General features: G+C 67.9%; 35 protein-coding genes. 30 read left to right on the forward strand and 5 right to left on the reverse strand.

Features of this window, described 5'->3' with window-relative positions; translation table 11 throughout:
• The 24 genes from ACWF0M_RS21990 (at position 1) to ACWF0M_RS22105 (ending at position 14017) form a co-directional block, all read left to right on the forward strand.
• Positions 1-186, forward strand: coding sequence for a type Z 30S ribosomal protein S14 (locus ACWF0M_RS21990; protein ID WP_012923674.1), 186 nt, complete (start codon positions 1-3; stop codon positions 184-186).
• Between the two features lie 94 nt (positions 187-280).
• Positions 281-688 carry a 30S ribosomal protein S8 gene (rpsH, locus tag ACWF0M_RS21995; RefSeq protein ID WP_131335173.1) on the forward strand — a complete coding sequence of 136 codons (408 nt, stop codon included), beginning with the start codon at positions 281-283 and terminating at the stop codon, positions 686-688.
• Between the two features lie 27 nt (positions 689-715).
• Entirely contained in the window at positions 716-1258 is a 543-nt protein-coding gene (rplF, locus tag ACWF0M_RS22000; protein ID WP_452237540.1) for a 50S ribosomal protein L6, read from the forward strand.
• Between the two features lie 2 nt (positions 1259-1260).
• Positions 1261-1644, forward strand: coding sequence for a 50S ribosomal protein L18 (gene rplR / locus ACWF0M_RS22005; RefSeq protein WP_452237541.1), 384 nt, complete (start codon positions 1261-1263; stop codon positions 1642-1644).
• 28 nt (positions 1645-1672) lie between these two features.
• Entirely contained in the window at positions 1673-2272 is a 600-nt protein-coding gene (gene rpsE / locus ACWF0M_RS22010; RefSeq protein ID WP_452237542.1) for a 30S ribosomal protein S5, read from the forward strand.
• Positions 2272-2454 (forward strand): 50S ribosomal protein L30, encoded by a 183-nt coding sequence (gene rpmD, locus ACWF0M_RS22015; protein ID WP_452237543.1) that lies wholly within the window; start codon positions 2272-2274, stop codon positions 2452-2454. Before rpsE ends, rpmD begins: the two co-directional genes overlap by 1 nt.
• Before the next feature lies 1 nt (position 2455).
• The gene (gene rplO, locus ACWF0M_RS22020; RefSeq protein WP_452237544.1) at positions 2456-2896 is read left to right on the forward strand and encodes a 50S ribosomal protein L15; all 441 of its coding nucleotides are present in this window, start codon (positions 2456-2458) and stop codon (positions 2894-2896) included.
• Positions 2897-3031: 135 nt separating this feature from the next.
• On the forward strand, positions 3032-4333 hold the full coding sequence (gene secY, locus ACWF0M_RS22025) for a preprotein translocase subunit SecY (RefSeq protein WP_134008569.1): 1302 nt from the start codon (positions 3032-3034) through the stop codon (positions 4331-4333).
• A complete protein-coding gene (locus ACWF0M_RS22030; protein WP_452237545.1) occupies positions 4333-4905 on the forward strand; it encodes an adenylate kinase in 573 nt (190 codons plus the stop codon). The genes secY and ACWF0M_RS22030 overlap by 1 nt, the downstream gene beginning before the upstream one ends.
• Positions 4906-4909: 4 nt before the next feature.
• Positions 4910-5734 carry a type I methionyl aminopeptidase gene (map, locus tag ACWF0M_RS22035; RefSeq protein ID WP_452237546.1) on the forward strand — a complete coding sequence of 275 codons (825 nt, stop codon included), beginning with the start codon at positions 4910-4912 and terminating at the stop codon, positions 5732-5734.
• 90 nt (positions 5735-5824) lie between these two features.
• Positions 5825-6274: a DUF1707 SHOCT-like domain-containing protein gene (locus ACWF0M_RS22040; RefSeq protein ID WP_452237547.1), complete on the forward strand. Its 450-nt coding sequence runs from the start codon at positions 5825-5827 to the stop codon at positions 6272-6274.
• A gap of 50 nt (positions 6275-6324) precedes the next feature.
• Positions 6325-7086, forward strand: a complete 762-nt coding sequence (locus ACWF0M_RS22045) for a hypothetical protein (protein WP_452237548.1) — start codon at positions 6325-6327, stop codon at positions 7084-7086.
• Positions 7059-7238 (forward strand): winged helix-turn-helix transcriptional regulator, encoded by a 180-nt coding sequence (locus ACWF0M_RS22050; protein ID WP_452237549.1) that lies wholly within the window; start codon positions 7059-7061, stop codon positions 7236-7238. Before ACWF0M_RS22045 ends, ACWF0M_RS22050 begins: the two co-directional genes overlap by 28 nt.
• A 96-nt stretch (positions 7239-7334) precedes the next feature.
• Positions 7335-7556, forward strand: a complete 222-nt coding sequence (gene infA / locus ACWF0M_RS22055; RefSeq protein WP_012923661.1) for a translation initiation factor IF-1 — start codon at positions 7335-7337, stop codon at positions 7554-7556.
• Positions 7557-7589: 33 nt separating this feature from the next.
• Entirely contained in the window at positions 7590-7703 is a 114-nt protein-coding gene (gene rpmJ / locus ACWF0M_RS22060) for a 50S ribosomal protein L36 (RefSeq protein ID WP_008361054.1), read from the forward strand.
• Positions 7704-7886: 183 nt separating this feature from the next.
• The gene (gene rpsM / locus ACWF0M_RS22065; RefSeq protein ID WP_133789395.1) at positions 7887-8258 is read left to right on the forward strand and encodes a 30S ribosomal protein S13; all 372 of its coding nucleotides are present in this window, start codon (positions 7887-7889) and stop codon (positions 8256-8258) included.
• Between the two features lie 35 nt (positions 8259-8293).
• Positions 8294-8701 carry a 30S ribosomal protein S11 gene (gene rpsK, locus ACWF0M_RS22070; RefSeq protein WP_130384622.1) on the forward strand — a complete coding sequence of 136 codons (408 nt, stop codon included), beginning with the start codon at positions 8294-8296 and terminating at the stop codon, positions 8699-8701.
• A gap of 26 nt (positions 8702-8727) precedes the next feature.
• Positions 8728-9336, forward strand: coding sequence for a 30S ribosomal protein S4 (gene rpsD / locus ACWF0M_RS22075; protein WP_452237550.1), 609 nt, complete (start codon positions 8728-8730; stop codon positions 9334-9336).
• A gap of 100 nt (positions 9337-9436) precedes the next feature.
• Positions 9437-10462, forward strand: coding sequence for a DNA-directed RNA polymerase subunit alpha (locus ACWF0M_RS22080; RefSeq protein WP_410785750.1), 1026 nt, complete (start codon positions 9437-9439; stop codon positions 10460-10462).
• 71 nt (positions 10463-10533) lie between these two features.
• Complete coding sequence (gene rplQ, locus ACWF0M_RS22085; RefSeq protein WP_452237551.1) at positions 10534-11232, forward strand: 50S ribosomal protein L17, sunset domain variant; 699 nt, start codon at positions 10534-10536, stop codon at positions 11230-11232.
• Between the two features lie 63 nt (positions 11233-11295).
• The gene (gene truA, locus ACWF0M_RS22090) at positions 11296-12108 is read left to right on the forward strand and encodes a tRNA pseudouridine(38-40) synthase TruA (protein WP_452237552.1); all 813 of its coding nucleotides are present in this window, start codon (positions 11296-11298) and stop codon (positions 12106-12108) included.
• Entirely contained in the window at positions 12101-12715 is a 615-nt protein-coding gene (locus ACWF0M_RS22095; protein ID WP_452237553.1) for a class I SAM-dependent methyltransferase, read from the forward strand. Before truA ends, ACWF0M_RS22095 begins: the two co-directional genes overlap by 8 nt.
• Before the next feature lie 17 nt (positions 12716-12732).
• On the forward strand, positions 12733-13254 hold the full coding sequence (locus ACWF0M_RS22100) for a SigE family RNA polymerase sigma factor (protein ID WP_452237554.1): 522 nt from the start codon (positions 12733-12735) through the stop codon (positions 13252-13254).
• Positions 13247-14017 carry a hypothetical protein gene (locus tag ACWF0M_RS22105; RefSeq protein ID WP_452237555.1) on the forward strand — a complete coding sequence of 257 codons (771 nt, stop codon included), beginning with the start codon at positions 13247-13249 and terminating at the stop codon, positions 14015-14017. The genes ACWF0M_RS22100 and ACWF0M_RS22105 overlap by 8 nt, the downstream gene beginning before the upstream one ends.
• Position 14018: 1 nt before the next feature.
• On the opposite strand, the gene ACWF0M_RS22110 is transcribed toward ACWF0M_RS22105, so the two are convergent.
• Together ACWF0M_RS22110 and ACWF0M_RS22115 are read right to left on the reverse strand one after the other, a co-directional pair.
• A complete protein-coding gene (locus ACWF0M_RS22110; protein ID WP_452237556.1) occupies positions 14019-15188 on the reverse strand; it encodes a hypothetical protein in 1170 nt (389 codons plus the stop codon).
• Positions 15185-15394, reverse strand: a complete 210-nt coding sequence (locus ACWF0M_RS22115) for a hypothetical protein (protein WP_452237557.1) — start codon at positions 15392-15394, stop codon at positions 15185-15187. Before ACWF0M_RS22115 ends, ACWF0M_RS22110 begins: the two co-directional genes overlap by 4 nt.
• Positions 15395-15678: 284 nt before the next feature.
• Between ACWF0M_RS22115 and ACWF0M_RS22120 the strand changes: the two genes are divergently transcribed.
• Positions 15679-17361, forward strand: coding sequence for an ABC-F family ATP-binding cassette domain-containing protein (locus ACWF0M_RS22120; RefSeq protein ID WP_452237558.1), 1683 nt, complete (start codon positions 15679-15681; stop codon positions 17359-17361).
• 37 nt (positions 17362-17398) lie between these two features.
• Positions 17399-19153, forward strand: a complete 1755-nt coding sequence (locus ACWF0M_RS22125) for a hypothetical protein (protein ID WP_452237559.1) — start codon at positions 17399-17401, stop codon at positions 19151-19153.
• On the opposite strand, the gene ACWF0M_RS22130 is transcribed toward ACWF0M_RS22125, so the two are convergent.
• Together ACWF0M_RS22130 and ACWF0M_RS22135 are read right to left on the reverse strand one after the other, a co-directional pair.
• The gene (locus ACWF0M_RS22130) at positions 19150-20118 is read right to left on the reverse strand and encodes a hypothetical protein (protein WP_452237560.1); all 969 of its coding nucleotides are present in this window, start codon (positions 20116-20118) and stop codon (positions 19150-19152) included. The genes ACWF0M_RS22125 and ACWF0M_RS22130 overlap by 4 nt on opposite strands.
• On the reverse strand, positions 20115-20663 hold the full coding sequence (locus ACWF0M_RS22135; RefSeq protein WP_452237561.1) for a TetR/AcrR family transcriptional regulator: 549 nt from the start codon (positions 20661-20663) through the stop codon (positions 20115-20117). The genes ACWF0M_RS22130 and ACWF0M_RS22135 overlap by 4 nt, the downstream gene beginning before the upstream one ends.
• 121 nt (positions 20664-20784) lie before the next feature.
• Here ACWF0M_RS22135 and ACWF0M_RS22140 point away from each other — a divergent pair, with 121 nt between their 5' ends.
• The gene (locus ACWF0M_RS22140; RefSeq protein WP_452237562.1) at positions 20785-21240 is read left to right on the forward strand and encodes a nuclear transport factor 2 family protein; all 456 of its coding nucleotides are present in this window, start codon (positions 20785-20787) and stop codon (positions 21238-21240) included.
• 122 nt (positions 21241-21362) lie between these two features.
• Here the strand turns inward: ACWF0M_RS22140 and ACWF0M_RS22145 are convergent, their stop codons facing one another.
• Positions 21363-22649, reverse strand: a complete 1287-nt coding sequence (locus ACWF0M_RS22145) for a citrate synthase (RefSeq protein WP_452237563.1) — start codon at positions 22647-22649, stop codon at positions 21363-21365.
• A gap of 285 nt (positions 22650-22934) precedes the next feature.
• Between ACWF0M_RS22145 and rplM the strand changes: the two genes are divergently transcribed.
• Genes rplM through glmM form a run of 3 tightly spaced genes read left to right on the forward strand, consistent with a single transcriptional unit; the run spans position 22935 to position 25290 of the window.
• Positions 22935-23378, forward strand: a complete 444-nt coding sequence (rplM, locus tag ACWF0M_RS22150) for a 50S ribosomal protein L13 (protein WP_131286311.1) — start codon at positions 22935-22937, stop codon at positions 23376-23378.
• Between the two features lie 36 nt (positions 23379-23414).
• Complete coding sequence (rpsI, locus tag ACWF0M_RS22155) at positions 23415-23936, forward strand: 30S ribosomal protein S9 (RefSeq protein WP_452237564.1); 522 nt, start codon at positions 23415-23417, stop codon at positions 23934-23936.
• 7 nt (positions 23937-23943) lie between these two features.
• Positions 23944-25290, forward strand: a complete 1347-nt coding sequence (glmM, locus tag ACWF0M_RS22160) for a phosphoglucosamine mutase (protein ID WP_452237565.1) — start codon at positions 23944-23946, stop codon at positions 25288-25290.
• Positions 25291-26015 lie beyond the last annotated feature (725 nt).

A 26015-nucleotide genomic window follows, 5' to 3' on the forward strand; every position in this document is an offset into this window, starting at 1 on the left:
GTGGCGAAGACAGCACTCAAGGTCAAGCAGGCCCGGAAGCCGAAGTTCGCGGTGCGTGGCTACACGCGCTGCCAGCGCTGCGGCCGGCCGAAGGCGGTCTTCCGCAAGTTCGGCCTGTGCCGGATCTGCCTGCGGGAGATGGCGCACCGGGGCGAGCTGCCCGGCGTGACCAAGTCCAGCTGGTGACCGTCTCCACCCCCGAACTTCTCCCTACACACCACCACCTAGTCACCGTAGGTCGCCGGACGGCGAAACCACGGCGGGAAAGAGGCCCCAGGCCATGACGATGACCGACCCGATCGCAGACATGTTGACGCGTCTGCGGAACGCCAATCAGGCGTACCACGAGTCGACGACGATGCCGTACAGCAAGATCAAGCAAGGCATCGCCGACATTCTCCAGCAGGAGGGCTACATCGCCTCCTATCAGGTGGAGGACCCCAAGGAAGGGGCCGTCGGCAAGACGCTGACCGTCGACCTGAAGTTCGGCCCGAGCCGGGAGCGCTCCATCGCGGGCGTCCGCCGGATCAGCAAGCCGGGCCTGCGGGTCTACGCGAAGTCGACCAACCTGCCCAAGGTCCTCGGTGGCCTGGGCGTCGCGATCATCTCGACGTCCCAGGGACTGCTGACCGACCGTCAGGCCAAGAACAAGGGCGTCGGCGGGGAAGTCCTCGCCTACGTCTGGTGACGAAGAACCGGAAGGAGGACCACAGAAATGTCTCGCATCGGTAAGCTCCCGGTCACGGTCCCGTCCGGCGTCGACGTCACGATCGACGGCCAGACGGTCACTGTCAAGGGTCCCAAGGGTCAGCTGACGCATGTCGTCGCTGAGCCCATCGTGGTCAACCGGGACGAGGACGGCACCATTGCCGTGACCCGCCCGGACGACCAGCGCAAGAGCAAGGAACTGCACGGCCTGTCCCGCACCCTGATCGCCAACCTGGTGACCGGCGTGACGGACGGCTACGAGAAGAAGCTCGAGATCGTCGGCGTCGGGTACCGCGTCCTGTCCAAGGGACCGACCCAGCTGGAGTTCTCGCTCGGGTACAGCCACACGATCACGGTGGACGCCCCGGAGGGCATCACCTTCAACGTGGAGGCGCCGACCCGCTTCTCGGTCATCGGCATCGACAAGCAGTCCGTCGGTGAGGTCGCCGCCAACATCCGCAAGCTGCGCAAGCCCGAGCCGTACAAGGGCAAGGGTGTGCGGTACGCGGGCGAGCAGGTGCGCCGCAAGGTCGGAAAGGCTGGTAAGTAACCATGGCGATCGGACTGCGTCCGCACAAGCACTCCGCCAAGAAGACCTCCTCCCGGCTGCGTCGGCAGATCCGGGTCCGGAAGAAGATCAACGGCACGGCCGACCGGCCGCGGCTGGTGGTCTCCAAGTCGTCGAAGCACCTGTTCGCGCAGGTCATCGACGACGTCGCCGGCAAGACGCTGGTCTCGGCTTCCACCATGGAGGCCGACCTGCGGGGCGCGGAGGCGAACAAGACCGACAAGGCCAAGACCGTCGGCAGCCTGATCGCCGACCGGGCCAAGGCCGCCGGCATCGACTCGGTCGTCTTCGACCGGGCCGGGAACAAGTACCACGGCCGTATCGCGGCCCTGGCCGACGCCGCCCGCGAGGGCGGGCTCGGCTTCTGATGGCGACAAGGGAAGAAGGTAGTTCGAAATGAGCGGAGGCCAGCAGCGTCGCGGAGGCGGCGCCGGTGGTGAGCGCCGTGGCCGCGACGGTGGTCGCGGTCAGCAGGCGGACAAGACCGCCTACATCGAGCGCGTGGTAGCCATCAACCGTGTCGCCAAGGTCGTGAAGGGTGGTCGTCGCTTCAGCTTCACCGCCCTCGTGGTCGTCGGCGACGGCGAAGGCACCGTCGGTGTGGGTTACGGCAAGGCCAAGGAGGTGCCCGCGGCGATCGCCAAGGGTGTCGAGGAGGCCAAGAAGTCGTTCTTCAAGGTGCCGCGGATCCAGGGCACCATCCCGCACCCGGTCCAGGGCGAGAAGGCCGCAGGCGTTGTCATGCTGCGTCCGGCCGCTCCCGGTACCGGTGTGATCGCGGGTGGCTCGGCGCGCGCCGTACTGGAATGCGCCGGGATCCACGACATCCTCAGCAAGTCGCTGGGCTCGTCCAACTCCATCAACGTGGTGCACGCCACCGTTGCGGCGTTGCGCAGCCTGGAGACCCCGGAGGCCGTGGCCGCGCGCCGTGGCCTGCCGGTCGAGGACGTCGCTCCGGCGGCCCTGCTGAAGGCGCGGGCGGAGGCGGCATCCTGATGACACGCTTGAAGGTGACCCAGATCCGTTCGGGCATCGGTGGCAAGCAGAACCAGCGCGACACGCTGCGCACCCTGGGCGTCAAGCGGATCGGCGACAGCGCCGTCCACGACGACAAGCCCGAGGTCCGCGGCATGGTCCGTGCGGTTCGCCACCTCATCACCGTCGAGGAGGTCGACTGACATGGCGCTCAAGGTTCATCACCTGCGCCCGGCGCCCGGCGCCAAGACCGCCAAGATCCGCGTGGGTCGTGGTGAGGGCAGCAAGGGCAAGACCGCCGGCCGCGGTACCAAGGGCAGCAAGGCGCGTAACAACATCCCCGAGTGGTTCGAGGGTGGCCAGATGCCGCTGCACATGCGGCTCCCGAAGCTGAAGGGCTTCAAGAGCAGGAACCGGGTGGAGTTCCAGGTCGTTAACCTGGACAAGCTCGGACAACTGTTCCCCGAAGGTGGCGAGGTCGGCGTAGCCGAACTGGTCGCCAAGGGCGCGGTCCGTCGCGGTCAGCCGGTCAAGGTACTGGGTGACGGCGAGCTGACCGTGGCACTGCAGGTCTCGGCTCACAAGTTCTCCAAGTCCGCCACGGACAAGATCCAGGCGGCTGGGGGGACCACGACCGAGGTGTGACACGAGGTCCAGGGCTCGTAACGACCGGTGCTTGATATCCTGCGCCGGTCGGACGAGCCCTGGTTCGTCTCTTGCCCAGCGGCTTAGCTAGGCCCCTGCCGTGCCCGCGGCAAGGGAAACTTGTGGGAGGACAGGGTGTTAGGCGCCTTTGCCAACGCGTTCAAGACTCCGGACCTGCGCCGGAAGATCTTGTTCGTGCTCTTCATCGTCGTGATCTTCCGGATCGGCTCCGTCGTTCCGGCTCCCGGTGTGAACGTCCAGTCGCTGCACACGTGTATCAAGATCTCGCAGGGCGGCCAGAACGCCAACCTGTACAACTTGATCAACCTGTTCTCCGGCGGCGCACTGCTGCAGCTCGCGATCTTCGCGCTCGGCATCATGCCGTACATCACCGCCAGCATCATCCTGCAGCTGCTCACCGTGGTGATCCCGCGGCTGGAGTCGCTGAAGAAGGAAGGCCAGGCGGGCCAGGGGAAGATCACGCAGTACACCCGATTCCTGACCGTCGGTCTGGCGATCCTGCAGTCCACCGCGTTCGTCGCGCTGGCCCGGACGCCCGGACGGCTGTTCCAGGGCTGCAGCGAGCCGCTGCTCTACAAGGACGACTGGTTCACCATCATGGTGATGGTGCTGACCATGACCGCCGGCACCGGCGTCATCATGTGGCTCGGTGAGCTGATCACCGACCGTGGTGTCGGTAACGGTATGTCGATCCTGATCTTCACCCAGATCGTCGCCACCTTCCCGACCCAGCTGTGGAGCATCCGCAAGCAGAAGGGCGTCACCACCTTCGTCGTGGTGATCGCGATCGGTCTGGTCATCATGGCCGCGGTCATCTTCATCGAGCAGGCGCAGCGCCGGATCCCGGTGCAGTACGCCAAGCGCATGGTCGGGCGGAAGATGTTCGGCGGCACCTCGACGTACATCCCGCTGAAGGTGAACCAGGCCGGTGTCATCCCGGTCATCTTCGCCTCCAGCCTGCTGTACCTCCCCGTTCTGGTCAGTCAGTTCCAGCAGGGCAAGGGCTGGTCCAACTGGATCCAGGGCAACTTGGTCAAGGGCGACCACCCGATCTACATGGCGACGTACGTCGCTCTGATCATCTTCTTCACGTACTTCTACGTCTCGATCACCTTCAACCCGAAGGAGGTCGCCGACAACATGAAGAAGTACGGCGGCTTCATCCCCGGGATCCGGGCGGGCCGGCCGACCGAGGAATACCTGAAGTACGTGTTGGACCGCATCACGCTGCCCGGCGCGATCTACCTGGCGGCGATCTCGATGATCCCGCTGGTCGCTCTCGTCCTGCTGAACGCGAGCCAGAACTTCCCGTTCGGCGGTACGTCGATCCTGATCATGGTCGGCGTCGGACTCGACACGGTGAAGCAGATCGAGTCTCAGCTGCAGCAGCGAAACTACGAAGGGTTCCTGCGCTGATGAGAATGTTGCTGATGGGTCCGCCCGGGGCGGGCAAGGGCACGCAGGCAAAGGTGCTTGCCGAACGCCTGAAGATCCCGGCCGTGTCCACCGGCGACATCTTCCGTGCGAACGTGAAGGCCGAGACGCCGCTGGGCATCGAGGCCAAGCGGTACATGGACGCCGGCGACTACGTCCCGGACGAGGTCACGAACGCGATGGTGCGGGACCGGCTGTCCGAGGCCGACGCCGGTGAGGGATTCCTGCTCGACGGGTACCCGCGGACGCTGGCCCAGGTCGGCACGCTCGACGACATCCTGGCCGACCACGGGCACAAGCTGGACGCCGTGGTCGCGCTGGTCGCCGACATCGACGTACTCGTCGAGCGGATGACGAAGCGGGCGCACATCGAGGGCCGGACCGACGATTCCGAAGAGGTCGTCCGGCACCGGCAGGACGTCTACGCGGCCGAGACCAAGCCGCTGCTGCAGGTGTACGCCGAGCGCGGCCTGCTGGTCGAGGTCGACGGCGTCGGCGAGATCGACGAAGTGAGCGAGCGGGTGCTCGCCGCCCTCAAGACGGTGACCGAATAAACCCATGATGTTTAGGGACCGCGGGATCGAGATCAAGACCCGCGAGCAGATCCTCTCCATGCGTAAGGCCGGCCTCGTGGTCGGCCGCACGCTGGAGCTGCTCCGCGGCGAGGTCAAGGCCGGTGTCACCACGGGTGAGCTGGACGCGATCGCGGAGGACAGCATCCGGTCCTCCGGTGCGACGCCGTCGTTCAAGGGGTACCACGGGTTCACCGGCTCAATCTGCGCGTCGGTGAACGACGAGATCGTGCACGGGATCCCGGGCGAACGCGTGCTGGCTGACGGCGACCTGATCTCGATCGACTGCGGCGCGATCGTGGACGGGTGGCACGGCGACGCCGCGATCACCGTGCCGGTCGGGGACGTGGACGCGGAGCTGCTCGAGCTCGCCCGGATCTGCGAGGAGTCGATGTGGCGCGGGTTCGCCGCGGCGCGGCTCGGCGGCCGGTTGTCGGACATCTCGGCCGCGGTCGAGGCGCATGTCCGCGCGCACTCGTCGTACGGGATCGTCGAGGACTTCGTCGGGCACGGGATCGGTTCGGCGATGCACCAGCCGCCGAACGTGCCGAACTTCGGCCGCCCCGGCCGCGGCCCGAAGCTGGTCGAGGGGATGGCACTGGCCGTCGAGCCGATGCTCACGCTCGGCAAGCAGGACAACCACACGCTCGAGGACGACTGGACGGTCGTCACCAACGACGGCCGGTACGCCGCCCACACCGAGCACACGTTCACGCTGACCCCGGCCGGCCCGTGGGTGCTGACCGCCATCGACGGCGGCGAATCCCAGCTCGCCGACCTCGGCATCAAGATCGCCCCCCTCGCCGACTGACGGACCTACGGCGTGGGATCGGGAACCACGCCGTCCGGGTCCACCCGTTGGGGGACGCGGAGGGGACCGGAGCTGAGGCACACTTGAGACATGCCTCAGTACCAGCCGCACCAGCGTTTCACCGAAGCCGACCGGGACAAGATCGCCGGGCGGTTGCGGGACGCGTTCGCGGACGGCCGGCTGGACCAGCCCGAGTTCTCGTCGCGGCTCGACCAGCTCTACACCGTGCAGACATACGGCGAGCTCGAGCCGCTGGTGCGTGACCTGCCGGCGGTCCGGACGTACGAGACGCCCGCGGCGGTGCAGGACCGCAAACCGGCGCCGGAGCCGGGCAACTTCCCGGAGCGGAAGAAGGACAACCACCCGCATCACGGCCGCGGCGGAGCGATCGGCGGCTTCACCGGTGTCGTCATGATCAACGTGGTGATCTGGTTCGTGATCGGGCTCGGCAACGGCGGGCACTGGCCGCACTTCTGGCCGGTCTGGCTGCTGATCCCGTGGGCGATCATCGCCCTCGGCGGCCTGGGCCGGCGCCGTTGACAGCGGCCCCGGTCAGTCACCGCGTCACCGGGCCGCGGTTGCGGTCCGACGTGGCGTGGCAGCTGCACCAAGGGGCCGCGATCGTCTACGTGATCTGGTTCGCCGTCGCCTTACCGTTGGCGATTGTCGGGCTGCTGCTGGAGCCGCGGTGGGTGGGCTGGATGGTGCTGGCCTGGTTCCTGGTGCTGATCGGGTTCACGGTGCTGCTGCGGATCGGTGACGGCCGGCGGCGCCGGGCGTGGTCGGAGGCCGCAGGGCAGCTCGGCTGGCGGATCAGCGCGTCCGGGTCGGAGTTGCTGGATCGTTGGCCGTTCCCACCGTTCGACGCGGACCCGAAGGCCGAGGCCGTCGACGTGACGTCGGGCCGGCATCGCGGCCGCGAGTTCTGGACCGGGCGGTTCGTCCACAAGGTACGGCGACGCGAGCTCGGCTTCGACTTCCTCGATCTGCACGTGGAGCGGCCCCTGCCGCCGCTGCAGGTGCTGCCGGCGGGGCTGGCGCCGGTCGCGGCAGCGAGCTACCTCCCGTTGCCGTTGACGATCGAGGGGCTTCCGGCGCAGTACCGCTTGTTCAACGGGCGCGAGGACCACGCGATGGCGGTCCTGCATCCGCGGGCGGTGGAGACGCTGGCCGACGTACCGGCGTTCGGTTTCAGCTGCGAGGGCAGGCGGTTCGTCGCGATTCTCCCGGCGTACCGCGACGCGACGACCGCCCTCGCGCAACTGGACGCGGCCTGCGACCTGCTCGATCTGATGCCCGAGCAGATGTGGCGCGCGGGCGAACAGTGGGCGGCTACCCAGCAGGAGTCCTGAGCAAGCCGACGAGGGCCGCGAGGTTCGAGGTGCCGCCGAAGGTGGAGTACTCACTCACCGAGCTCGGGCGGTCACTCAACGAAGCGTTGATACCCTTGGATGTCTGGGGATCGGATCATCTGACCGAGCTCGAGGCCTCGCGGGTGCGCTGACCTGGCCTCGATTGGGTTTCCCCTGGGTGCCTGGCGTACACTTACTCCTTGGCTGTTTGTAGCCATAGTCAGTCACGTCTACAGAAGTGCGAGGACATGCCCAAAAAAGAGGGAGTCATCGAACTCGAGGGCACCATCGTCGAGGCGCTGCCGAACGCGATGTTCCGTGTTGAGCTGTCCAACGGGCACAAGGTGCTCGCGCACATCAGCGGCAAGATGAGACAGCACTACATCCGGATCCTTCCCGAGGACCGGGTTGTCGTCGAGCTGTCGCCGTACGACCTCACCAGGGGTCGGATCGTCTATCGGTACAAGTAAGACCCACCAACACCTGTCGAAGAAAGTAGCTCGATGAAGGTCAATCCGAGCGTCAAGAAGATCTGCGACAAGTGCAAGGTGATCCGCCGTCACGGCCGGGTCATGGTGATCTGCGAGAACCCGCGGCACAAGCAGCGGCAGGGCTGACAAAGCCTTCACGCAGTAGCACAGCACTTTCGCACCACAGCGCGCATGCTCGTCCGGGATCCGTCCCGGACGTTGCCCCTGGAACAGAGGCCAGGGCCTTGCCGGTGAAGCAGCACACGTCACCGAGGCGGGCAAGGACGCAGCGCGCCACCACACCTCTGCTGACGAAAGGAACACCGCCACATGGCACGCCTCGTAGGAGTCGACCTGCCGCGCGACAAGCGCATCGAGGTCGCTCTGACCTACATCTTCGGTGTGGGCCGTACTCGGGCCCTGGAAACACTGAAGAACACCGGGGTTTCCCCGGACAAGCGCGTCCACGAGCTGGGCGACGACGAGCTGGTCAAGCTCCGGGACTGGATCGAAGGCAACTACAAGATCGAAGGTGACCTCCGTCGCGAGGTGACCGCGGACATCCGCCGCAAGATCGAGATCGGGTCGTACCAGGGTCGCCGGCACCGCAGCGGGCTTCCGGTGCGCGGTCAGCGCACGCGGACCAACGCCCGTAGCCGCAAGGGCCGCCGTAAGGCGATCGCCGGCAAGAAGAAGAAGTGACCCGGATGACTTTCGACCACCCCAGGAGCAACTGAATGCCTCCCAAGAGCCGCAGCGCGGCCGGCGCGAAGAAGGTGCGCCGCAAGGAGAAGAAGAACGTGGCCGCCGGTCACGCGCACATCAAGAGCACGTTCAACAACACGATCGTGACGATCACCGACCCGACCGGCGCGGTCATCTCGTGGGCTTCCGCGGGCACCGTCGGCTTCAAGGGTTCGCGTAAGTCGACCCCGTTCGCCGCGCAGATGGCCGCCGAGGCCGCCGGGCGCCGGGCGATGGAGCACGGCATGCGCAAGATCGACGTGTTCGTCAAGGGTCCCGGCTCCGGCCGTGAGACCGCGATTCGTTCGCTGGGTGCGGTCGGCCTCGAGGTCGGCACCATCCAGGACGTCACCCCAGTCGCCCACAACGGATGCCGCCCGCCGAAGCGGCGCCGGGTCTGATCCCAGAGAGAGGAAGGTAGCGAACCATGGCCCGTTACACCGGACCTATGACCAAGAAGTCGCGCCGTCTCGGGGTCGACCTCGTCGGTGGCGACAAGGCGTTCGAGCGTCGTCCGTACCCGCCGGGTATGCACGGCCGCGGCCGCCCGAAGGAGAGCGAGTACCTGCTCCAGCTGCGCGAGAAGCAGAAGGCGCGTTACTCGTACGGCGTTCTCGAGAAGCAGTTCCGCCGGTACTACGAGGAGGCCTCGCGGCGCTCCGGCAAGACCGGCGACAACCTGCTGCAGATCCTCGAGTCCCGCCTGGACAACGTGGTCTACCGCTCCGGCCTGGCCCGGACGCGTCGGCAGGCCCGTCAGCTCGTCGTGCACGGTCACTTCACCGTGAACGGCGTCAAGGTGAACATCCCGTCCTACCGCGTCGCGGCCCACGACATCATCGATGTCAAGCCGAAGTCGGTCGAGACGACGCCGTTCATCATCGCCCGGGAGACGCACAGCGAGCGCGTCGTACCGGCTTGGCTCGAGGTGATGCCCGAAAGGCTGCGGATCCTCGTCCACCAGCTGCCGACCCGGCAGCAGATCGACACCCAGGTCGCCGAGCACCTGATCGTCGAGCTCTACTCGAAGAACTGACCCGTTCCCGCCGGTGGCTCCCGAGCCGCCGGCGGGCCGGTGTTCTTCACCCCCTCGCGACCTCAAATAGTGGTCGTCGCGAACGAAAGAAGGAACGAACGTGCTTATCGCACAGCGCCCCACCCTGACCGAAGAGGTCGTCGACGAGTACCGCTCGCGGTTCATGATCGAGCCGCTGGAGCCGGGCTTCGGCTACACCCTCGGCAACTCGATCCGCCGGACCCTGCTGTCCTCCATCCCGGGGGCGGCCGTCACCAGCATCAAGATCGACGGTGTCCTGCACGAGTTCTCGACCGTTGCCGGGGTCAAGGAAGACGCAACCCAGCTGATCCTGAACCTCAAGGACCTGGTCGTCTCCTCCGAGCACGACGAGCCGGTCACCATGTACCTGCGCAAGCAGGGCCCCGGTGACGTCACCGCCGCCGACATCGCGCCGCCGGCCGGTGTCGAGGTGCACAACCCGGACCTGAAGATCGCCACCCTGAACGAGAAGGGCCGGCTCGAGATGGAGCTGGTCGTCGAGCGGGGCCGCGGCTACGTGTCCGCCGTACAGAACAAGTCCGCCGACGCCGAGATCGGCCGGATGCCGGTCGACTCGATCTACTCGCCGGTCCTCAAGGTCACCTACAAGGTCGAGGCGACCCGTGTCGAGCAGCGCACCGACTTCGACCGCCTCGTGGTCGACGTCGAGACCAAGCCGTCGATGCTGCCCCGCGACGCCGTCGCGTCGGCCGGTAAGACGCTGGTCGAGCTGTTCGGTCTGGCCCGCGAGCTGAACGTCGAGGCCGAGGGCATCGACATCGGCCCGTCCCCGGTGGACGAGCAGATGGCCGCCGACCTGGCGCTGCCGGTCGAGGACCTGCAGCTGACCGTCCGGTCGTACAACTGCCTGAAGCGCGAGGGCATCCACACCGTGGGTGAGCTGATCTCGCGCAGCGAGCAGGACCTGCTGGACATCCGGAACTTCGGCTCCAAGTCGATCGACGAGGTCAAGCTGAAGCTGGCCGAGATGGGCCTGTCGCTGAAGGACTCCCCGCCCGGGTTCGACCTGCGCGCCGCGTCCGGTGCCTACGGCAACGAGGCGGACGACGAGGACGAGAGCTTCGCCGAGACCGAGCAGTACTGAGCTGACCCAAGGCCCGTCGGGCCCTGAACCCCTTTCGGCCCGACGGGGCCTGAGATTCCTGGAGTTATGAGATGCCAACCCCCACCAAGGGTGCCCGGCTGGGCGGCAGCCCGGCGCACGAGAAGCTGATCCTCAGCAACCTCGCGACGTCGCTGTTCGAGCACGGCGCCATCACCACCACCGCGGCCAAGGCCAAGCGCCTGCAGCCGCTGGCGGAGCAGATGATCACCAAGGCCAAGCGTGGTGACCTGAACTCGCGCCGCCAGGTGATGAAGCGGATCAGGGACAAGAGCGTCGTGCACGTGCTCTTCACCGAGATCGGCGAGCGGTACGCCGACCGTCCGGGTGGCTACACCCGGATCACCAAGCTCGGCCCGCGCAAGGGCGACAACGCGCCGATGGTGAAGATCGAGCTGGTCGAGGCGTTGTCCGACTCGCCGAAGGCGAAGAAGACCGCGGCCAAGAAGGCGCCGGCGAAGAAGGCCGCCGCTGCCGAGACCAAGGTCGAGGACAAGGTCGAGGACGCGCCGGTCGAGGACGCTCCGGTGCAGGACGTCGTGGCCGGTAAGTACGAGAACTCGGCCGCCCCGGTCGCCGACGGCTCCGCGCCGGAGGGCTACACGGTCAAGGGCAACGAGGACTCGATGAAGTACCACACCACCGAGTCCCCGTGGTACGACCAGACCGTCGCCGAGGTCTGGTTCAAGACCGCCGAGGACGCCGAGGCCGCTGGTTTCGCCAAGGCCGGCGGTTCGGACGACGACAAGTAAGTAAGACGCTGACGAGGCCCCCTCACCGCACGGTGAGGGGGCCTCGTTGCGTTAGATTGGCGTGTGCGTTGGCGGATTGACCTGAGGTACGACGGAGCGGCCTTTCACGGCTGGGCCCGTCAGGACGGTCTCCGTACCGTGCAGGGGGAGCTCGAAGAGGCGGTCCGCGTCGTACTGCGGCTGCCGGACCCGGTGACCGTGACCTGTGCCGGGCGGACCGACACAGGTGTGCACGCTCGGGGACAGGTCACCCACGTCGACGTGGAAAGCGCTGTGGACCCGCTGAGGCTCTTGAGAGGGCTGAACGGCGTCCTGCCCGCGGATGTAGCCGTCACAGCCGTCACGGCAGCTCCTGAGGGCTTTGACGCCCGGTTCTCCGCCCTGGCCCGTCGGTACGTGTACCGGCTGTGTGACGACCCGGCCGGCTGGGACCCGCTCACCCGGGGACATGTCCTTCGCGTGGGGCGGCCGATGGATGTGGATCGTATGAACGCTGCCGCGACCAGTCTGCTCGGAGAGCACGACTTCGCGGCGTTCTGCAAGAAGCGGGAAGGCGCGAGCACGGTGCGGGCGCTGCTGGAGTTCTCGTGGCAGCGGACCGGCGTAGGGCAGCTGGAGGGCACTGTGATCGCAGATGCCTTCTGCCACTCGATGGTGCGGGCTTTGGTGGGGTCGATGATCCCTGTGGGCGACGGACGCCGGGACATCGAGTGGCCGGCCGCAGTCCTGGCTGGGAAGGTGCGGGACTCGGCTGTGTCGGTGCTGCCGGCGCACGCGCTCACGCTCGAGGAAGTGCGCTATCCCGCGGACGATGAGCTGGCCGCGCGGGCATTGCAGGCCCGTCAGGTCAGGGGAGAGGTGCACCAGCGTGGCTGACCACTACTTCTCGGCGGAGCCTGGCTCTGCGGACGTACGACGTACCGTCGAGGCCCGGATCTGGGGACGCGAGTACACGTTCACCACCGCGACCGGAGTGTTCTCACGGGACCGGCTGGACATCGGTACGGCGGTGTTGCTGCGGGAGGTGGAGCCGCCGCGTAAGGCCGGGACGTTCCTCGACCTCGGGACCGGCTACGGGCCGATCGCGTGCGCGCTGGCGACCGAGGTGCCGGAGGCAACGGTGTGGGCGGTCGACGTGAACACGCGCGCGCTCGAGCTGACCACCGAGAACGCCAAGGCCGCGGGGGTCGCGGACCGGGTGCGGGCGGTGCTGCCGGACGACGTACCCGAGGATGTGCGGTTCGACGAGATCTGGTCCAACCCGGCGATCCACATCGGCAAACCCGAGCTCCACAAGATGCTGCTGCGCTGGCTGAGTCGTCTTGCTCCCGGCGGCGTGGGATGGTTTGTCGTCGGCAAGAACCTGGGCGGGGACTCCCTCCAACGCTGGATGACTGAGCAGGGCTATCCGTGCGAGCGGCGCGGCAGCGCCAAGGGATTCCGGGTACTGCGTGCAACGAACGCGGGTCCGGACCCGTCCTGAGGGGTATGGAGGCAGTCTTGGCGGCAGCTGAAGTTCGGACGGGGCCGCTCGACTTCGAGGTGTGGGTCACCGAGAAGGCGGATGCTCTGCTGCGGTTCGCGTATGTCCTCACCGGTGACGCGACCCTGGCCGAGGACGCCGTACAGGACGCTCTGACGACAGCGTGTGCGCGGTGGGGCCGGGTGAGCCGGGCCGACGACCCTGAGGCGTACGTGAAGCGGATGGTGGTGAACGCGCACATCTCCTGGTGGCGGCGGTTCCGCCGGCGGGAGGCGCCGGTCGACGACCCGGTGCGCACAGCGCGCGCTGTTTCGGACGGTACGGCGGCCCGCGCGGACGCAGATGCCATCTGGGACCTGTGCGCGACGCTTCCGGACAAGCAGCGAGCTGCCGTCGTACTGCGGTTCTACGAGGAACTGTCGTACGCCGAGATCGCCCAGCTGCTGCACTGCGCGGAGGCGACGGCGCGGTCGCACGTACACCGGGCACTGGCGGCGTTGAAGACCACACTGAGCACGGAAGGAGCCGAGGATGCCTGAGCAGCACGACCCAGAGCAGGAGCTCGGCCCCAAGATCACCTCCGCGTTCCAGGACCATGCGGGCGCGCAGGGGATGCAGACGACCGGTCTGGCCCGTGAAGCACGTCGCCGGGTGCGCCGCCGCCGGCAGGCGTTGTCGATGGCTGCTGGTGCGGTGCTGGTGGTTGCGGCCGTCGGTGGCGTGTGGGGCTTGGTAGGTGGTGAGTCACCCGTCGCCACCAGCCACAGTGACACTGCAGCTGGCGAGGGCAAAGCTGCCGCACCGGGGCGGCCCTCACTGGGCATAGTGCCGAAATCCGAGGCCGAGAAGGCAGGCTGTCCGGTCCAGCACCCGATCCAGCAGGCTGCGGCGCCGAACGACGTACCGGCAGGGACAGGGCTCGACCTGAACACTCCGGTGACCGGTCTGCACGCATGCCGCTACAGCACTGGCCAGGGCGGTCTGCTCGGACAGCAGGAGTTCGACGGTGTCGTTGCGCAGCAGGTGGTTGACGCGATCAAGGTGCTCCCGGAGCGAAACCCGGACCTGCCGGTGTTCAAGTGCGCTCCGCAGGTCGCCAAGCCGTCCGAGGCGATCGCGCTCCGCTTCACCACGGCAGCCGGGGTCAAGGAGATCTGGGTCGTGTACGACGGGTGTACGTCGGCCGGGTTCTTCACCGGCAGCCACGTCTACGGGCTGTACTCCGCACCGCTGAAGCTGTTCATGACGGGCTCGGTCCGCCCGTCCGGCGGCACGTACCTGAACGCGCTGAAGGACTGGTAGCTCACTCGACCCCGCGGTCGGGCTTGCGGACCGAGTCGATGCGCCGGACGTTGTCGGGCCGCTCGCCGGCGTCGACGGCCGAACCCTGGCGCTGACTCGGTGCCGTGTGCGACCACAGGAACTGCTGCAGCTTGGCGATCTCCTGCTCGCGTGCGTTCGGGTAGAGCTGTTCGGGCAGCCCCTCGAGGTACTCCCGTTCGCGGCCCGCGACCGGTTGCTGCGCCGGCCAGCCCGCGTCGGACCAGGCCTGCCGGGTGTCCTCCTCGCGGTCGCGGAACGTCTCACGCAGCGAATCCGGGAGCTCTGGCGGCTCGACGTCCGGGTGCTCCGCGTTCCAGGACTCGTAGTGGGCCTTGATGTCGCCGAGGTTCGTGCTGAACTCCGCGGCGGCAAACTCTGCCGAGTCCCAGCCCCACGTCTGCTTCGACCTGGGGTGCGTGAGTTCGCTCATCTCCGTCATCGTGAGGCCGCCGAGTCCGCGGCGGAGCGGCCCGGTCAGGTCCTGGCGCAACTGGGCGCGGTGCGACTCGGGGACCAGTCCGCCCACCTGATGGTCGAGCGCCCGGTCCGCGATCGCGTTGAACCGCTGCGTGCGCTCGGTGCTGTCGATGAGCTCGCCGAGCTGGGCGTGGCTCATCCCGACGTCGCCGCCGAGCGTGTACATCAGCCGGTCGGTGGCCGTCGAGTACGCCGGGAACGCCGGAGCCTGGGCGACGAGAGGCAGCGACTGGTCGGTCATACTCTCGGCGATCCGGCCGCTGTACTCGCGGCTGAACTGGTCGCACCGCGCATTCTCGAGGGCGATGTCCTCGAGCGACCCGATCGGTGTCGCGCCGGGCACGCTGTCGTCGCCGACCTCGGACATCGAGTGCCGTGCCTGGAACACCGCCATCGTGGTCGCGGCGGCCGCCGGGAACAGCTCGTCAGAGGTGAGTTCACGGCCCGGGGTATAGGCGGGGCGGGCCGGGTCGAGCACGTGCTCCCGGCTGATCGTCATGCTGCCGTCGGGAAGGCAGACACCTGCGACAGGTCCGGGCTGCTCGTACAGCTTCCCGTTCCAGCGGGAGGTCCGGCCGGCGTACTCCTCGGCCTTGGCCACGACCGACGAGACCCACTGGTGCTCCCAGCTGCCCGGGAGGATCTCTTGACCGCGCTCGAGGGCCTCGTTCATCGACCCTCCTCCGGCAGCCTGGAAAGCCGTTCCGCGACTGAGCTGTTCATCAGCAGTACGGCGGCGCGCTGGTCCGGCGCCGCTTGCGGCAGCAGTTCACCGATCCGGTGCAGCGTCTGCTCGAGCTCGGTGACCAACTCCTGCCCGGTGGCAGTCGACAGCGTTGCTTCGGCGTACAGCCGCTGTGCCTCACGATATGCGTCCATCTGGGCCGATCATTCCTTTTCAGGGGGTCGACTACCGAACCGGTGTGCCACCCAGACCCCAGCGGGTCCCGCCACCGCGCTCTCTGGCGGTCCCGCGCTGTGAGCTCACCAGGCGCGTCGTACGCGTGCATCACCGGCCGCAGGATCTTCTCCCGGTTGACGGTCATCGGTCCGGCCCACTGGTACTCGCGGGCGCCGGGCAGGATCTCCGGTCCGAGAGCTCTCGTCAGGCGGGTCACGATAACTGTTCGCGTGCGGGTTGCCGGGGCCGTCAGACTGGGGGGATGGGTCACGTGGATGTCGCCGGTGTGGGGTACGAGCTGCCGGACGGGCGGGTGCTGCTGGACGACGTCACGTTCCGGGTCGGTGACGGCGCGAAGGTCGCGCTGGTCGGGGCGAACGGTTCAGGCAAGACCACCCTCACCAGGATCATCGCCGGCGACCTGAAGCCGCACAGCGGCAGCATCTCCCGGTCCGGTGGGCTCGGCGTGATGCGGCAGTTCGTCGGCTCGGTGCGCGACGCGTCGACCGTGCGCGACCTGCTGCTCGGGGTGGCACCGGCGGCGATCCAGCAGGCCGCGGCCAAGCTGGACAAGGCCGAGCTGAAGATGATGGAGGCGGACGACGAGAAGACCCAGCTCCGGTATGCGCAGGCTGTTGCGGACTGGGGCGAGGTGGGCGGGTACGACGCGGAGGTCCTCTGGGACGTCTGTACGACGGCCGCACTCGGCGTACCGTTCGAACGCTGCCGCTGGCGTGAGGTGAAGACGCTGTCCGGCGGTGAGCAGAAGCGACTGGTGCTGGAGGCGTTGCTGCGCGGGCCGGACGAGGTACTGATGCTGGACGAGCCGGACAACTACCTCGACGTACCAGGGAAGCGGTGGCTGGAGGAGCAGCTGCGTAGCTCCGACAAGACCGTCCTGTACATCAGCCACGACCGGGAGCTGCTGGCAAACACCGCTACCCGGATCGTCACCGTAGAGCTCGGTGCGGCGGGTAACACCGCGTGGACGCACGGCGGCGGGTTCGCGACGTACCACGAGGCCCGGCGGCACCGGTTCGAGCGTTTCGAGGAGCTGCGCAAGCGCTGGGACGAGGAGCACGCCAAGCTGCGCGCACAGATGCTCATGTACAAGCAGAAGGCGGCGTACAACTCCGACATGGCGTCGCGCTACCGGGCGTCGCAGACGCGGCTGCGCAAGTTCGAGGAGGCCGGTCCGCCGCAGGCCCTGCCACGCGAGCAGAAGGTCAGCATGCGCCTCACCGGCGGCCGCACCGGCAAGCGGGCCGTGGTGTGCACCGGACTCGAGCTGACCGGGCTGATGAAGCCCTTCGACCTGGAGGTCTGGTACGGCGAACGCGTCGCCGTACTGGGATCCAACGGGTCCGGGAAGTCGCACTTCCTGCGGCTGCTCGCCAACGGTGGTTCGGATCCGGATGTGGAGCACGAGCCGGTTGGCGACGTGAAGATCCCGTCCGTGGCGCACACCGGCACTGCCAAGCTCGGTGCGCGGGTGCGGCCCGGCTGGTTCGCGCAGACCCACGAGCACCCGGAGCTGGTCGGTCGGACGCTGCTGGAGATCCTGCACCGCGGTGACGACCACCGTGACGGCATGGGGCGCGAGCTGGCGTCGCGGAAGCTGGACCGGTACGAGCTGGCGCACGCAGCCGAGCAGACCTTCGACAGCCTGTCCGGAGGCCAGCAGGCCCGTTTCCAGATCCTCCTCCTGGAGCTGTCCGGTGCGACCCTGCTGCTGCTCGACGAGCCCACCGACAACCTGGACGTCGAGTCGGCCGAGGCACTGGAGGAGGGCCTCGACTCATTCGACGGCACAGTCCTCGCGGTGACCCACGACCGCTGGTTCGCCCGGGGCTTCGACCGCTACCTGGTCTTCGGCGCCGACGGCTCGGTCTACGAACCCGACGAGCCGGTCTGGGACGAAGGTCGCGTCCAACGCACCCGCTGAGTCGTAGAGTCCTCCTACACCGTGGAGGGGGACTGCGATGACAGGCGATCTAGCCGCCCGCTGGGCCGGCACTGTCGTCCCGAGCTGGCTCTACCGCTGGCTCATGCCGGCTGTCTGGCTCGGGGCGATCGTGGCGTCGGTCGCCGGTGACACCCGCCCCTGCTCGATCGAGGACCCCACGGTCTGCGGGCCGGACCGGACGTTCTCGCTGGCCATGATCGCCTGCTTCGCTTCGCTCGTCCTGCTGTGGTGGCAGCCGATCGTCGCCGCGGTCGCCGGTGTGGTGTTCATGGTCCTCGACCTCCGGTACGACGACATCACCTCAGCGCGGATCGGCTGGACCGTGTACGGCGTCCTGTGCGCCGTACTGCTGCTCTGGATCTTCACGAGCCGCCGGAGGCAGCGCTCCCTGACTGCGCGGATGCCGCGACAGCAGCTGCACGTGCCGGCGGCCGCAACGGTCGGTGTGACCAGCCGACTCCTCGTGGCGGGCGCCCTGGTGCTGGTGGGCGCCGCCGCGCTCGGTCTGATGCACTGGCAGGACCAGCGTGAGGAAACGCACGTACGTCGCGCTGTCGAGCAGACCGCTGTCGTGAAGGGCATGAACAAGGACGGCGACCTCATTCTGCAGCTGCCCGACGACCGCAGTCACACCGTGACCGTGGCGGACGACTACGACACCGGAGCGCAGGTCCCGGTCCTCGTCGACCCTGCGGACTCGCACTGGCTCCGGCTGCGCGCAGAGCTGGCCGACTACACCCCTTGGTACACGGTGGCCGGTGGTGCGTGGGCGCTGGCCGCCCTGTTCCTGCTGCGCGACATCCGGCTCCGCAGAGCCCGTCCGCGCAGGTCCTGGAACGGACAGGCCCTGCCGGTCCGGATCGCGCCGGACGCCTCCTCTGCGTTCGCGGTCCGGTCGGCGGACGGCGCGGTCCTGCTGGGCTTTCTCGAGACTGATCTGGACGACGAGGAGAGCGACTTCCGACTGTTCGACGCCTTCAGCGCGCTCGACGAGGACGAAAGCGATGCCCCGGCCAAGCTCAAGCGGGAGTGGGCGGAAACGCTCAAGCGGTACCGCGGCGACGCACTGCTCGTCGGTGACCTGGCGGAGGGCGGCTGGCCGACGCTCGTGCTCGGTGATCAGGTGCTCCGGCCGGTCAGCCCATTCCGGGCCCCGCGGAGCATGCCGTGGGGTGCCGAGTCCACGGAAGGCCTGTCAGAGAAGGACTCCGACAGCAGCAAGCCGTCCAAGCCGAGCCTGGATCCGGCGCGGGAGGTGCCGACGCTGCCGTGGGAGGTACCGCTGCAGGCTCGGTCCTGGTGGAGCCTGCCGGCGCTGATCGGCGTACTGGTGGTTGGGCCGGTTGCAGTCGGGGCCCTTGCGAACTGGGGTGAGTGGTTCCCCGCCTTGATAGCGACAGCCGTCGGTGCGCAACTGGTGCACTCGCTCGGCTCACGCGCGTTCTTCCGGGTCACTGCGACCGCTACCGACCTGTGGATTCGCACCGGATGGTTCGAGCGGCGCCTGTCGTGGCGGGCCGTGGAGTCGGTCGAGATCGAGGACGAGGGGCTCAGCCTGGAAGCCGGCGACGACTGGCACGTTGTCGGCGGTATCGCGAACAGGGATCTGGCCAAGGTCGCAGCAGTGTTCGAGGCGCTCCGGCTGCGTTCGCACACCGGTCTGCCGGAGGAGCCCATCGCTCGCCGCTTCTCGCCGGTCCTGCTGATCAACGCGGTCTACGTGGCGATCTGCGTCCTCATCCTCGCGCTGACCCGCTGGAACCCGTTCTAGGGCGCCACACACCAGCCGTCGCGGTACGCCGCCCAGTGCTCGTCGGTGGACGCGAAGTCGACGTACAAGGCCAGTCCGAAGTTCTGGCGTGGTGAGTCGCCCAGACCGAGGCGTGCGCCGCGAACTGCCGCGCTGACGGTCTCCGCGTTGCCCCAATGGGCTGGGTTGTTCTCCCAGTACGCAGGGAGTCCCATGAGGAGGTCCGTGGCTGGTGGGGTGACCTCCAGCGCCAGCTTGGTCTGCTTGGCGACGTACCCGCCGTACAAGGACTCCAGCGGCAGGGCGGTGTCGTAGGACATGACGGCGATCTGGTTGACCCGCTCCGCGACCTGGCGGAAGTAGTCCTGCGACCACCACTTGTCGATGGGAGTCGCGTGCAGGTACCAGAGCGGGTCGATCTGCGCCGCCGCGACCGACAACGTCGTACCCAGCGCGCGCGTCTCGTCCAGCACGGCTAGGTAGCCCTTCGACCCGGACCGCACCGGCTCGAAGTCGTAGTGGATGCCCTGAAACCCCTGCTGCAGAACGGCGGACACCGACGCGACAACCCGCTGGCGGACGGCCGCGTCGTCGAGGTTCATGCCGGAATCCTTGCCCGGCTGTACGACGTCACCGAGCCAGGCCTGCACGCGTACGGCGGGCGCCGCGGCATGCACCGCCTCGACGAACCAGCGCGCCTTCGGCGAAACCTTTGCCAACGGCAACGAACCGTCGTGCTCCAGCGGACCGGTATGCACGTAGAGGTCGCGGATGCCGGTGCCTTGCAGCCGCTGCGCCAGCGCGGTCACGTCGGCCGCGGTCTTCCGGCCGTCGACCCAGGCATGACCGAGCCAGAGCGCGTCCTGGTTGCGGGTCCGGGCCGACGGATCCCCGGCGTACTGAACGCGCAGCGAGATCGCGTAGGCCCCGAGCGGAACGATCAGGAGCAGGAGCAGGGCAACGACAACCTTGAGGACACGTTTCACCGGCGAGGCTTCAGGCCGTCGTAGATCAGGGCGAGCATCCGGTCACGGGTCTCCGGGTCGAGCTTGGCCGCGGTCGCGCCGCGGGACGCGCCGATCAGCAACGCGTACACCTCGGGCATCTCCGCGTCGGTCCGGACCGCGCCGGCCTTCTGGGCCGCGGTCAGCAACCCGCTGAACGCCTCCCGCATCCCGCGACCGGCCTCCCGGGCTTCGTCGCCGGCCGCCGCGCCCGCCGCAGTCAGTGCTTCGGCGATCGCGAGCTTCGACGCGGACTCGGCCACGACCTGCGTGAAGAACGCGAAGAACGCCGTACCCGGGTCGTCGCTCCCGGCCAGCTCCAGGGCCCGGTCCCGGATCCGCTCCAGGCGCAGTGTCAGCACGGCCTCGAGCAACTCGGTCTTGGTCGCGAAGTGCCGGAAAACGGTCGCGATCCCGACCCCGGCCAGCCTGGCCACATCGTCGGTGGACGCCCCCGGCGACCGCCCGAAGACGTCGTCCGCGGCCGTCATGATCCTGGCCCGATTGTCCCGCGCGTCTGCCCGCACCCCAGCTCCCCTCCGTCGTTCCTCAGCCTAGAAGACGTCACGAACCCTGCCGAGGTTGTAAACGAAGTTGCGACTCCATATATTCGAAGTCATCACTCCGTTTATACCCGTGAGGAATCCGATGACTCCTGAAGAGGTCTTCCTGAAACTCGTGCACGGCGTCGCCGGCCGCGACTTCGCCGTACTGCCGGAGCTGTACGCCGAGCAGACCGACGTGCGGCACCCGATGAGCCCGTACGGCGACCACCCGCTGCTCAGCCGGGACGCCCTCCGCGAACACTTCGGCGGCGTCGGCCCGCGGGTCACCGAGGTGGTGCGCTTCCAGCCGGACAACATCCGGGTGCACACGACCACCGATCCCGAGGTGATCGTGGCCGAGTTCGAGTACGCCGGGACGATCCTGGCGACCGGTACGCCGTTCCGGGTGCCGGCGATCTTCGTACTGCGGGTGCGCGACGGGCTGATCGTGGAGTCCCGGGACTACATCGACCACCTGGCGATGATCCGCGCCCGCGGCCAGGTCGACGAACTCGTCGCCCACCTGAAGGAACCGGCAGGCACACCGGCCACGTCCTAGTCCCAGAGGCGCCAGACGGCCCCGGACCGAGGCACCCAGCCCGCCCGGGGCCGTCTCCAAAGTCTCCGAAAACGAACAGCCCCCGGCGACCCGAAGGTCACCGGGGGCTGCTGTCTCAACGGTCAGCGGTCGCCCATTGGGACGTACTGGACGCCTCGGGCGCCGGTGTAGATCTGTTTCGGGCGGGCGATCTTCTGGTCGCCGTCGCCGAGCATCTCCAGCCACTGGGCCAGCCAGCCGGAGGTCCGCGGGATCGCGAACAGGACGGTGAACATGTCCGGCGGGAACTGCAGCGCCTCGTAGATCAGGCCGGAGTAGAAGTCGACGTTCGGGTAGAGCTTGCGGGAGACGAAGTACTCGTCCTCCAGCGCGATCTTCTCCAGCTCGACGGCGATCTTCAGCAGCGGGTTGATACCGGTGACCTCGAACACGTCGTCGGCGGCCTTCTTGATGATCTTCGCCCGCGGGTCGTAGTTCTTGTAGACCCGGTGGCCGAAGCCCATCAGCCGCTCTTCGCCGTTCTTGACGCCCTCGATGAACGAACCGACGTTGTCGATCGAGCCGATCCGGCGGAGCATCTTCAGCACCGCCTCGTTGGCGCCGCCGTGCAGCGGGCCGTAGAGCGCGCCGATCCCGCCGGCCACCGCGGTGTACGGGTCGACCTGGGTCGAGCCGATCGCGCGGACCGCGTTCGTCGAGGCGTTCTGCTCGTGGTCGGCGTGCAGGATGAACAGGATCTCCAGCGCCCGCACCAGGCGGTCGTCGGCGGCGTACTTCGGCTCGCTCATCTTGAACAGCATCGACAGGAAGTTCGCCGTGTAGCTGAGCTCGTTGTCCGGGTACACGTACGGCTTGCCCTGGGCGTGCCGGAACGCGAACGCGCCGAGCGTCGGCATCTTCGCGATCAGCCGCCGGATCTGCAGCGCCCGGGACTCCTCGTCGAAGATGTTGCGCGACTCGGGGTAGAACGTGGACAGCGCGCCGACCGAGGCCAGCAGCATGCCCATCGGGTGCGCGTCGTACCGGAAGCCCTGCATGAAGGTCTTCAGGTTCTCGTGGACGAACGTGTGATACGTCACGTCGTGGGCCCAGGCTTCGTACTCCGCCTTGTTCGGCAGCTTGCCGTTCACCAGCAGGTAAGCCACCTCGAGGTAGTTCGACTGCTCGGCGAGCTGCTCGATCGGGTACCCGCGGTACTCCAGGATGCCCTTGTCGCCGTCGATGAAGGTGACGGAGGAACGGCAGGACGCGGTGTTGACGAAGCCGGGGTCGTAGGTGGCCAGGCCACCGTCGCCGTCGGATGCGCTGATCTGCTTGAGGTCTGCGGCACGGATGGTGCCATCGGTGATGGCAAGGTCGAAGTCCTTGCCGGTCCGGTTGTCCCGGACGGTGAGCGACTGTTCGGTCACGATGCCCTCTTCGGAAGCTGGCGTCATCGCCTGGATGAATGAGGGTAGATCAGCCGGCGGGACGCGATTCGGACTGCAATCTTCACCCGCTAAACTAGTGCGGTCCTCAGCTGCTTCCAAGCCGGGGTCCCCTCGGCGTGTGGGCTCGCTTTGACCGCAACGTGGCCACGCCGGTATTCTGGGCTGCTGTTGTGCGTTCCAGGTCCGGTACAGACACTGTCCTGTCGGCTGACCGCTCGCCGACGTCCAGTTTGTTCAATCTCTGAGAAACGAAGGTCAACGACCGTGCGCACGTACAGCCCGAAGCCTGCTGACGTCACCCGTGAGTGGCACGTGATCGACGCCACCGACGTCACGCTCGGTCGGCTCGCCGTCCAGATCGCCACCCTGCTGCGCGGCAAGCACAAGCCGACGTTCGCTCCGCACGTGGACGGCGGCGACTTCGTCGTGGTCGTCAACGCCTCCAAGGTGGCCCTGTCGGGCACCAAGCGGACCGACAAGCTGGCGTACCGCCACTCCGGTCACCCGGGTGGTCTGACGGCGACGCCGATCGGCGAGATCCTCGACAAGGACCCGCGGAAGGCCGTCGAGAAAGCCGTCTGGGGCATGCTCCCGAAGAACCGCCTGAGCCGGAAGCTGCTGACCAAGCTGAAGGTGTACGCCGGTCCGGAGCACCCGCACACGGCGCAGCAGCCGAAGCCGTTCGAGATCACCCAGATCGCCCAGTAGAGCGATCGACGAACCAGGTAAACGAGGATTCACAGCGTGAGCGACATCACCACCGAGACCGAAGAACTCGACACCGAGGTCCCCATCGACACCGAGGGCCCGGTCGCCTACACCTCCGAGACGAACCCGGCTCCGGAGCAGCGCGCCGAGACGGGTCGGGTCGCGGTCATCAACCCGGCCGGCGCCACCGGCCGCCGCAAGGAGGCCGTCGCCCGCGTCCGGATCGTCCCGGGCACCGGCAAGTGGAAGATCAACGGGAAGAACCTCGACGTCTACTTCCCGAACAAGGTCCACCAGCAGCACGTGAACGAGCCGTTCGTCGTCGCGGGCCTCGAGGGCTCGTACGACGTGATCGCCCGGATCAACGGCGGCGGTATCACCGGCCAGGCCGGTGCGCTGCAGCTGGGTGTCGCCCGGTGCCTGAACGCCGCCGACGAGGAGGCGAACCGGCCGGGTCTGAAGAAGGCCGGCCTGCTCACCCGCGACGCGCGGATCAAGGAGCGTAAGAAGGCCGGACTCAAGAAGGCCCGTAAGGCTCCTCAGTACAGCAAGCGCTGATCACCTGATGGGGCGTTTGTTCGGCACGGACGGAGTCCGTGGCCTGGCGAACGTGGACCTGACCGCGGAGCTGGCGCTCGACCTTTCGGTCGCGGCAGCTCACGTACTCGGCGAGGCCGGTGCCTTCGAAGGGCACCGGCCACGCGCCGTTGTGGGCCGGGATCCGCGTGCCAGTGGTGAGTTCCTGGAAGCCGCCGTGGTGGCCGGTCTGGCCAGCGCCGGCGTCGACGTGGTCCGGCTCGGCGTACTGCCGACCCCGGCCGTGGCACACCTGACCGGTTCGACCGGCGCCGATCTCGGCGTGATGCTGTCCGCCAGCCACAACCCGATGCCGGACAACGGCATCAAGTTCCTGGCCCGCGGCGGGATCAAGCTCGACGACGTGATCGAGGACGCCATCGAGGCCCGGATGAACGAGGAGTGGCAGCGCCCGACGGGTGCCGCCGTGGGCCGCGTGATGGACGACGGGCAGGGCTTCGAGACGTACGTCGCGCACCTCGCCCGCTCGGCCCCGAACCGGTTCGACGGTCTCAAGGTCGTGATCGACTGCGCCAACGGCGCCGCCTCGCAGACCGCGCCGGAGGCACTGCGCCGGCTCGGCGCCGAGGTGATCACGGTCGCCGCCGCCCCGGACGGCCTGAACATCAACCTGAACTGCGGGTCCACGCACATGGACGGCCTGCAGCGCGAGGTGGTCGGGCACCGTGCCGATGTCGGCATCGCGCTCGACGGTGACGCGGACCGCTGCCTGGCGGTGGACGCGAACGGCGAGCTCGTCGACGGCGACCAGATCCTCGCGATCCTGGCGCTGTCGATGCGGGACAGCGGCCGGCTGTCGAACGACACCGTGGTCGCTACCGTGATGAGCAACCTGGGCTTCGTCCAGGCGATGGTCCGGGAGCGGATCGCGGTCGAGCAGACCAAGGTCGGCGACCGGTACGTGCTCGAGGCGATGAAGGCCGGCGGCCACAAGCTCGGCGGTGAGCAGTCCGGGCACGTGATCCTGTCCGACCACGCGACCACCGGCGACGGCACGCTGACCGCGGTCATGCTGCTCGCCCGGTTGGCCCAGACGGGCAAGAGCCTGGCCGATCTGGCCGGTGCGATGACCCGCCTCCCGCAGGTCCTGGTCAACGTGAAGAACGTGGACAAGTCCCGCGCGGGCAGCGACCCCGCGGTCCAGTCCGCAGTCGCCGAAGCCACCACCCGCCTCGGCGACACCGGCCGCGTCCTGCTCCGGCCGTCGGGCACCGAGCCCCTCGTCCGCGTCATGGTCGAAGCCGAGTCCTCCGACACGGCCGACGAGATCGCCCACGCCCTCGCAGACGTGGTCGCCTCCGCCCTGAAGCTCTGACGAACCCCAAGTACGCCGGCGAGGCTCTCTCGCCGGCGTACCTGTACTTCACGGCAGACGAAGCACGCCCGGCGCCCCCTCGTGACGGGGCCCCGCACACGAGGGGATATCCGTCGGTGTTGTGCCTTCTCCGTTGGTACTAGAGGGGAGAACCCACAACACCAGGGGATATCCGGCTCTTGTGACTGATGCGTGGGTGGACGACGGGTCCCAGGACGGTGCCAGGCTCGATGTGATGTGCACGCTCGACAGGACATGTCCAGTGGCCGGGTAGTGCACCTGAGCGTAAACGCGCCCGCGCGTACACCGTCTCGCCGGTGCACTACCTGTCGAGCGTGCACACCACCCCGCCGCAAGCACCCGTCCCGCCGCAAGCACCCGTCCCGCCGCGAGCACCCGTCCCGGCACCAACCCGATCCCCGGCCACCCGGTGCTGCAACCTCATGCCAGCCTGATGCCAACCCGTCGGCGGGTCGCCACTGGCGGGTTATGTCACCGCCGGCTTGCTACTCCCGGCCATCGCACACATAACCCGCCAGCCGGCCCACACCACGCACCCACCCATCCGACAGAAGACCGGATATCCCCTGGTGTTGTGGGTTCTCCCCTCTAACACCAACGGAGAACCCAGGCGGGCTCAAGGGGTGATTGCAACGCCTTCTGGTTGAAGGGGTGTTGTGATGGGTGGTCGTCCTCGGTTTCCGGTGGAGTGGGAGTACGGGTTC

The sequence above is a fragment of the Kribbella sp. NPDC055110 genome, assembly GCF_053607525.1.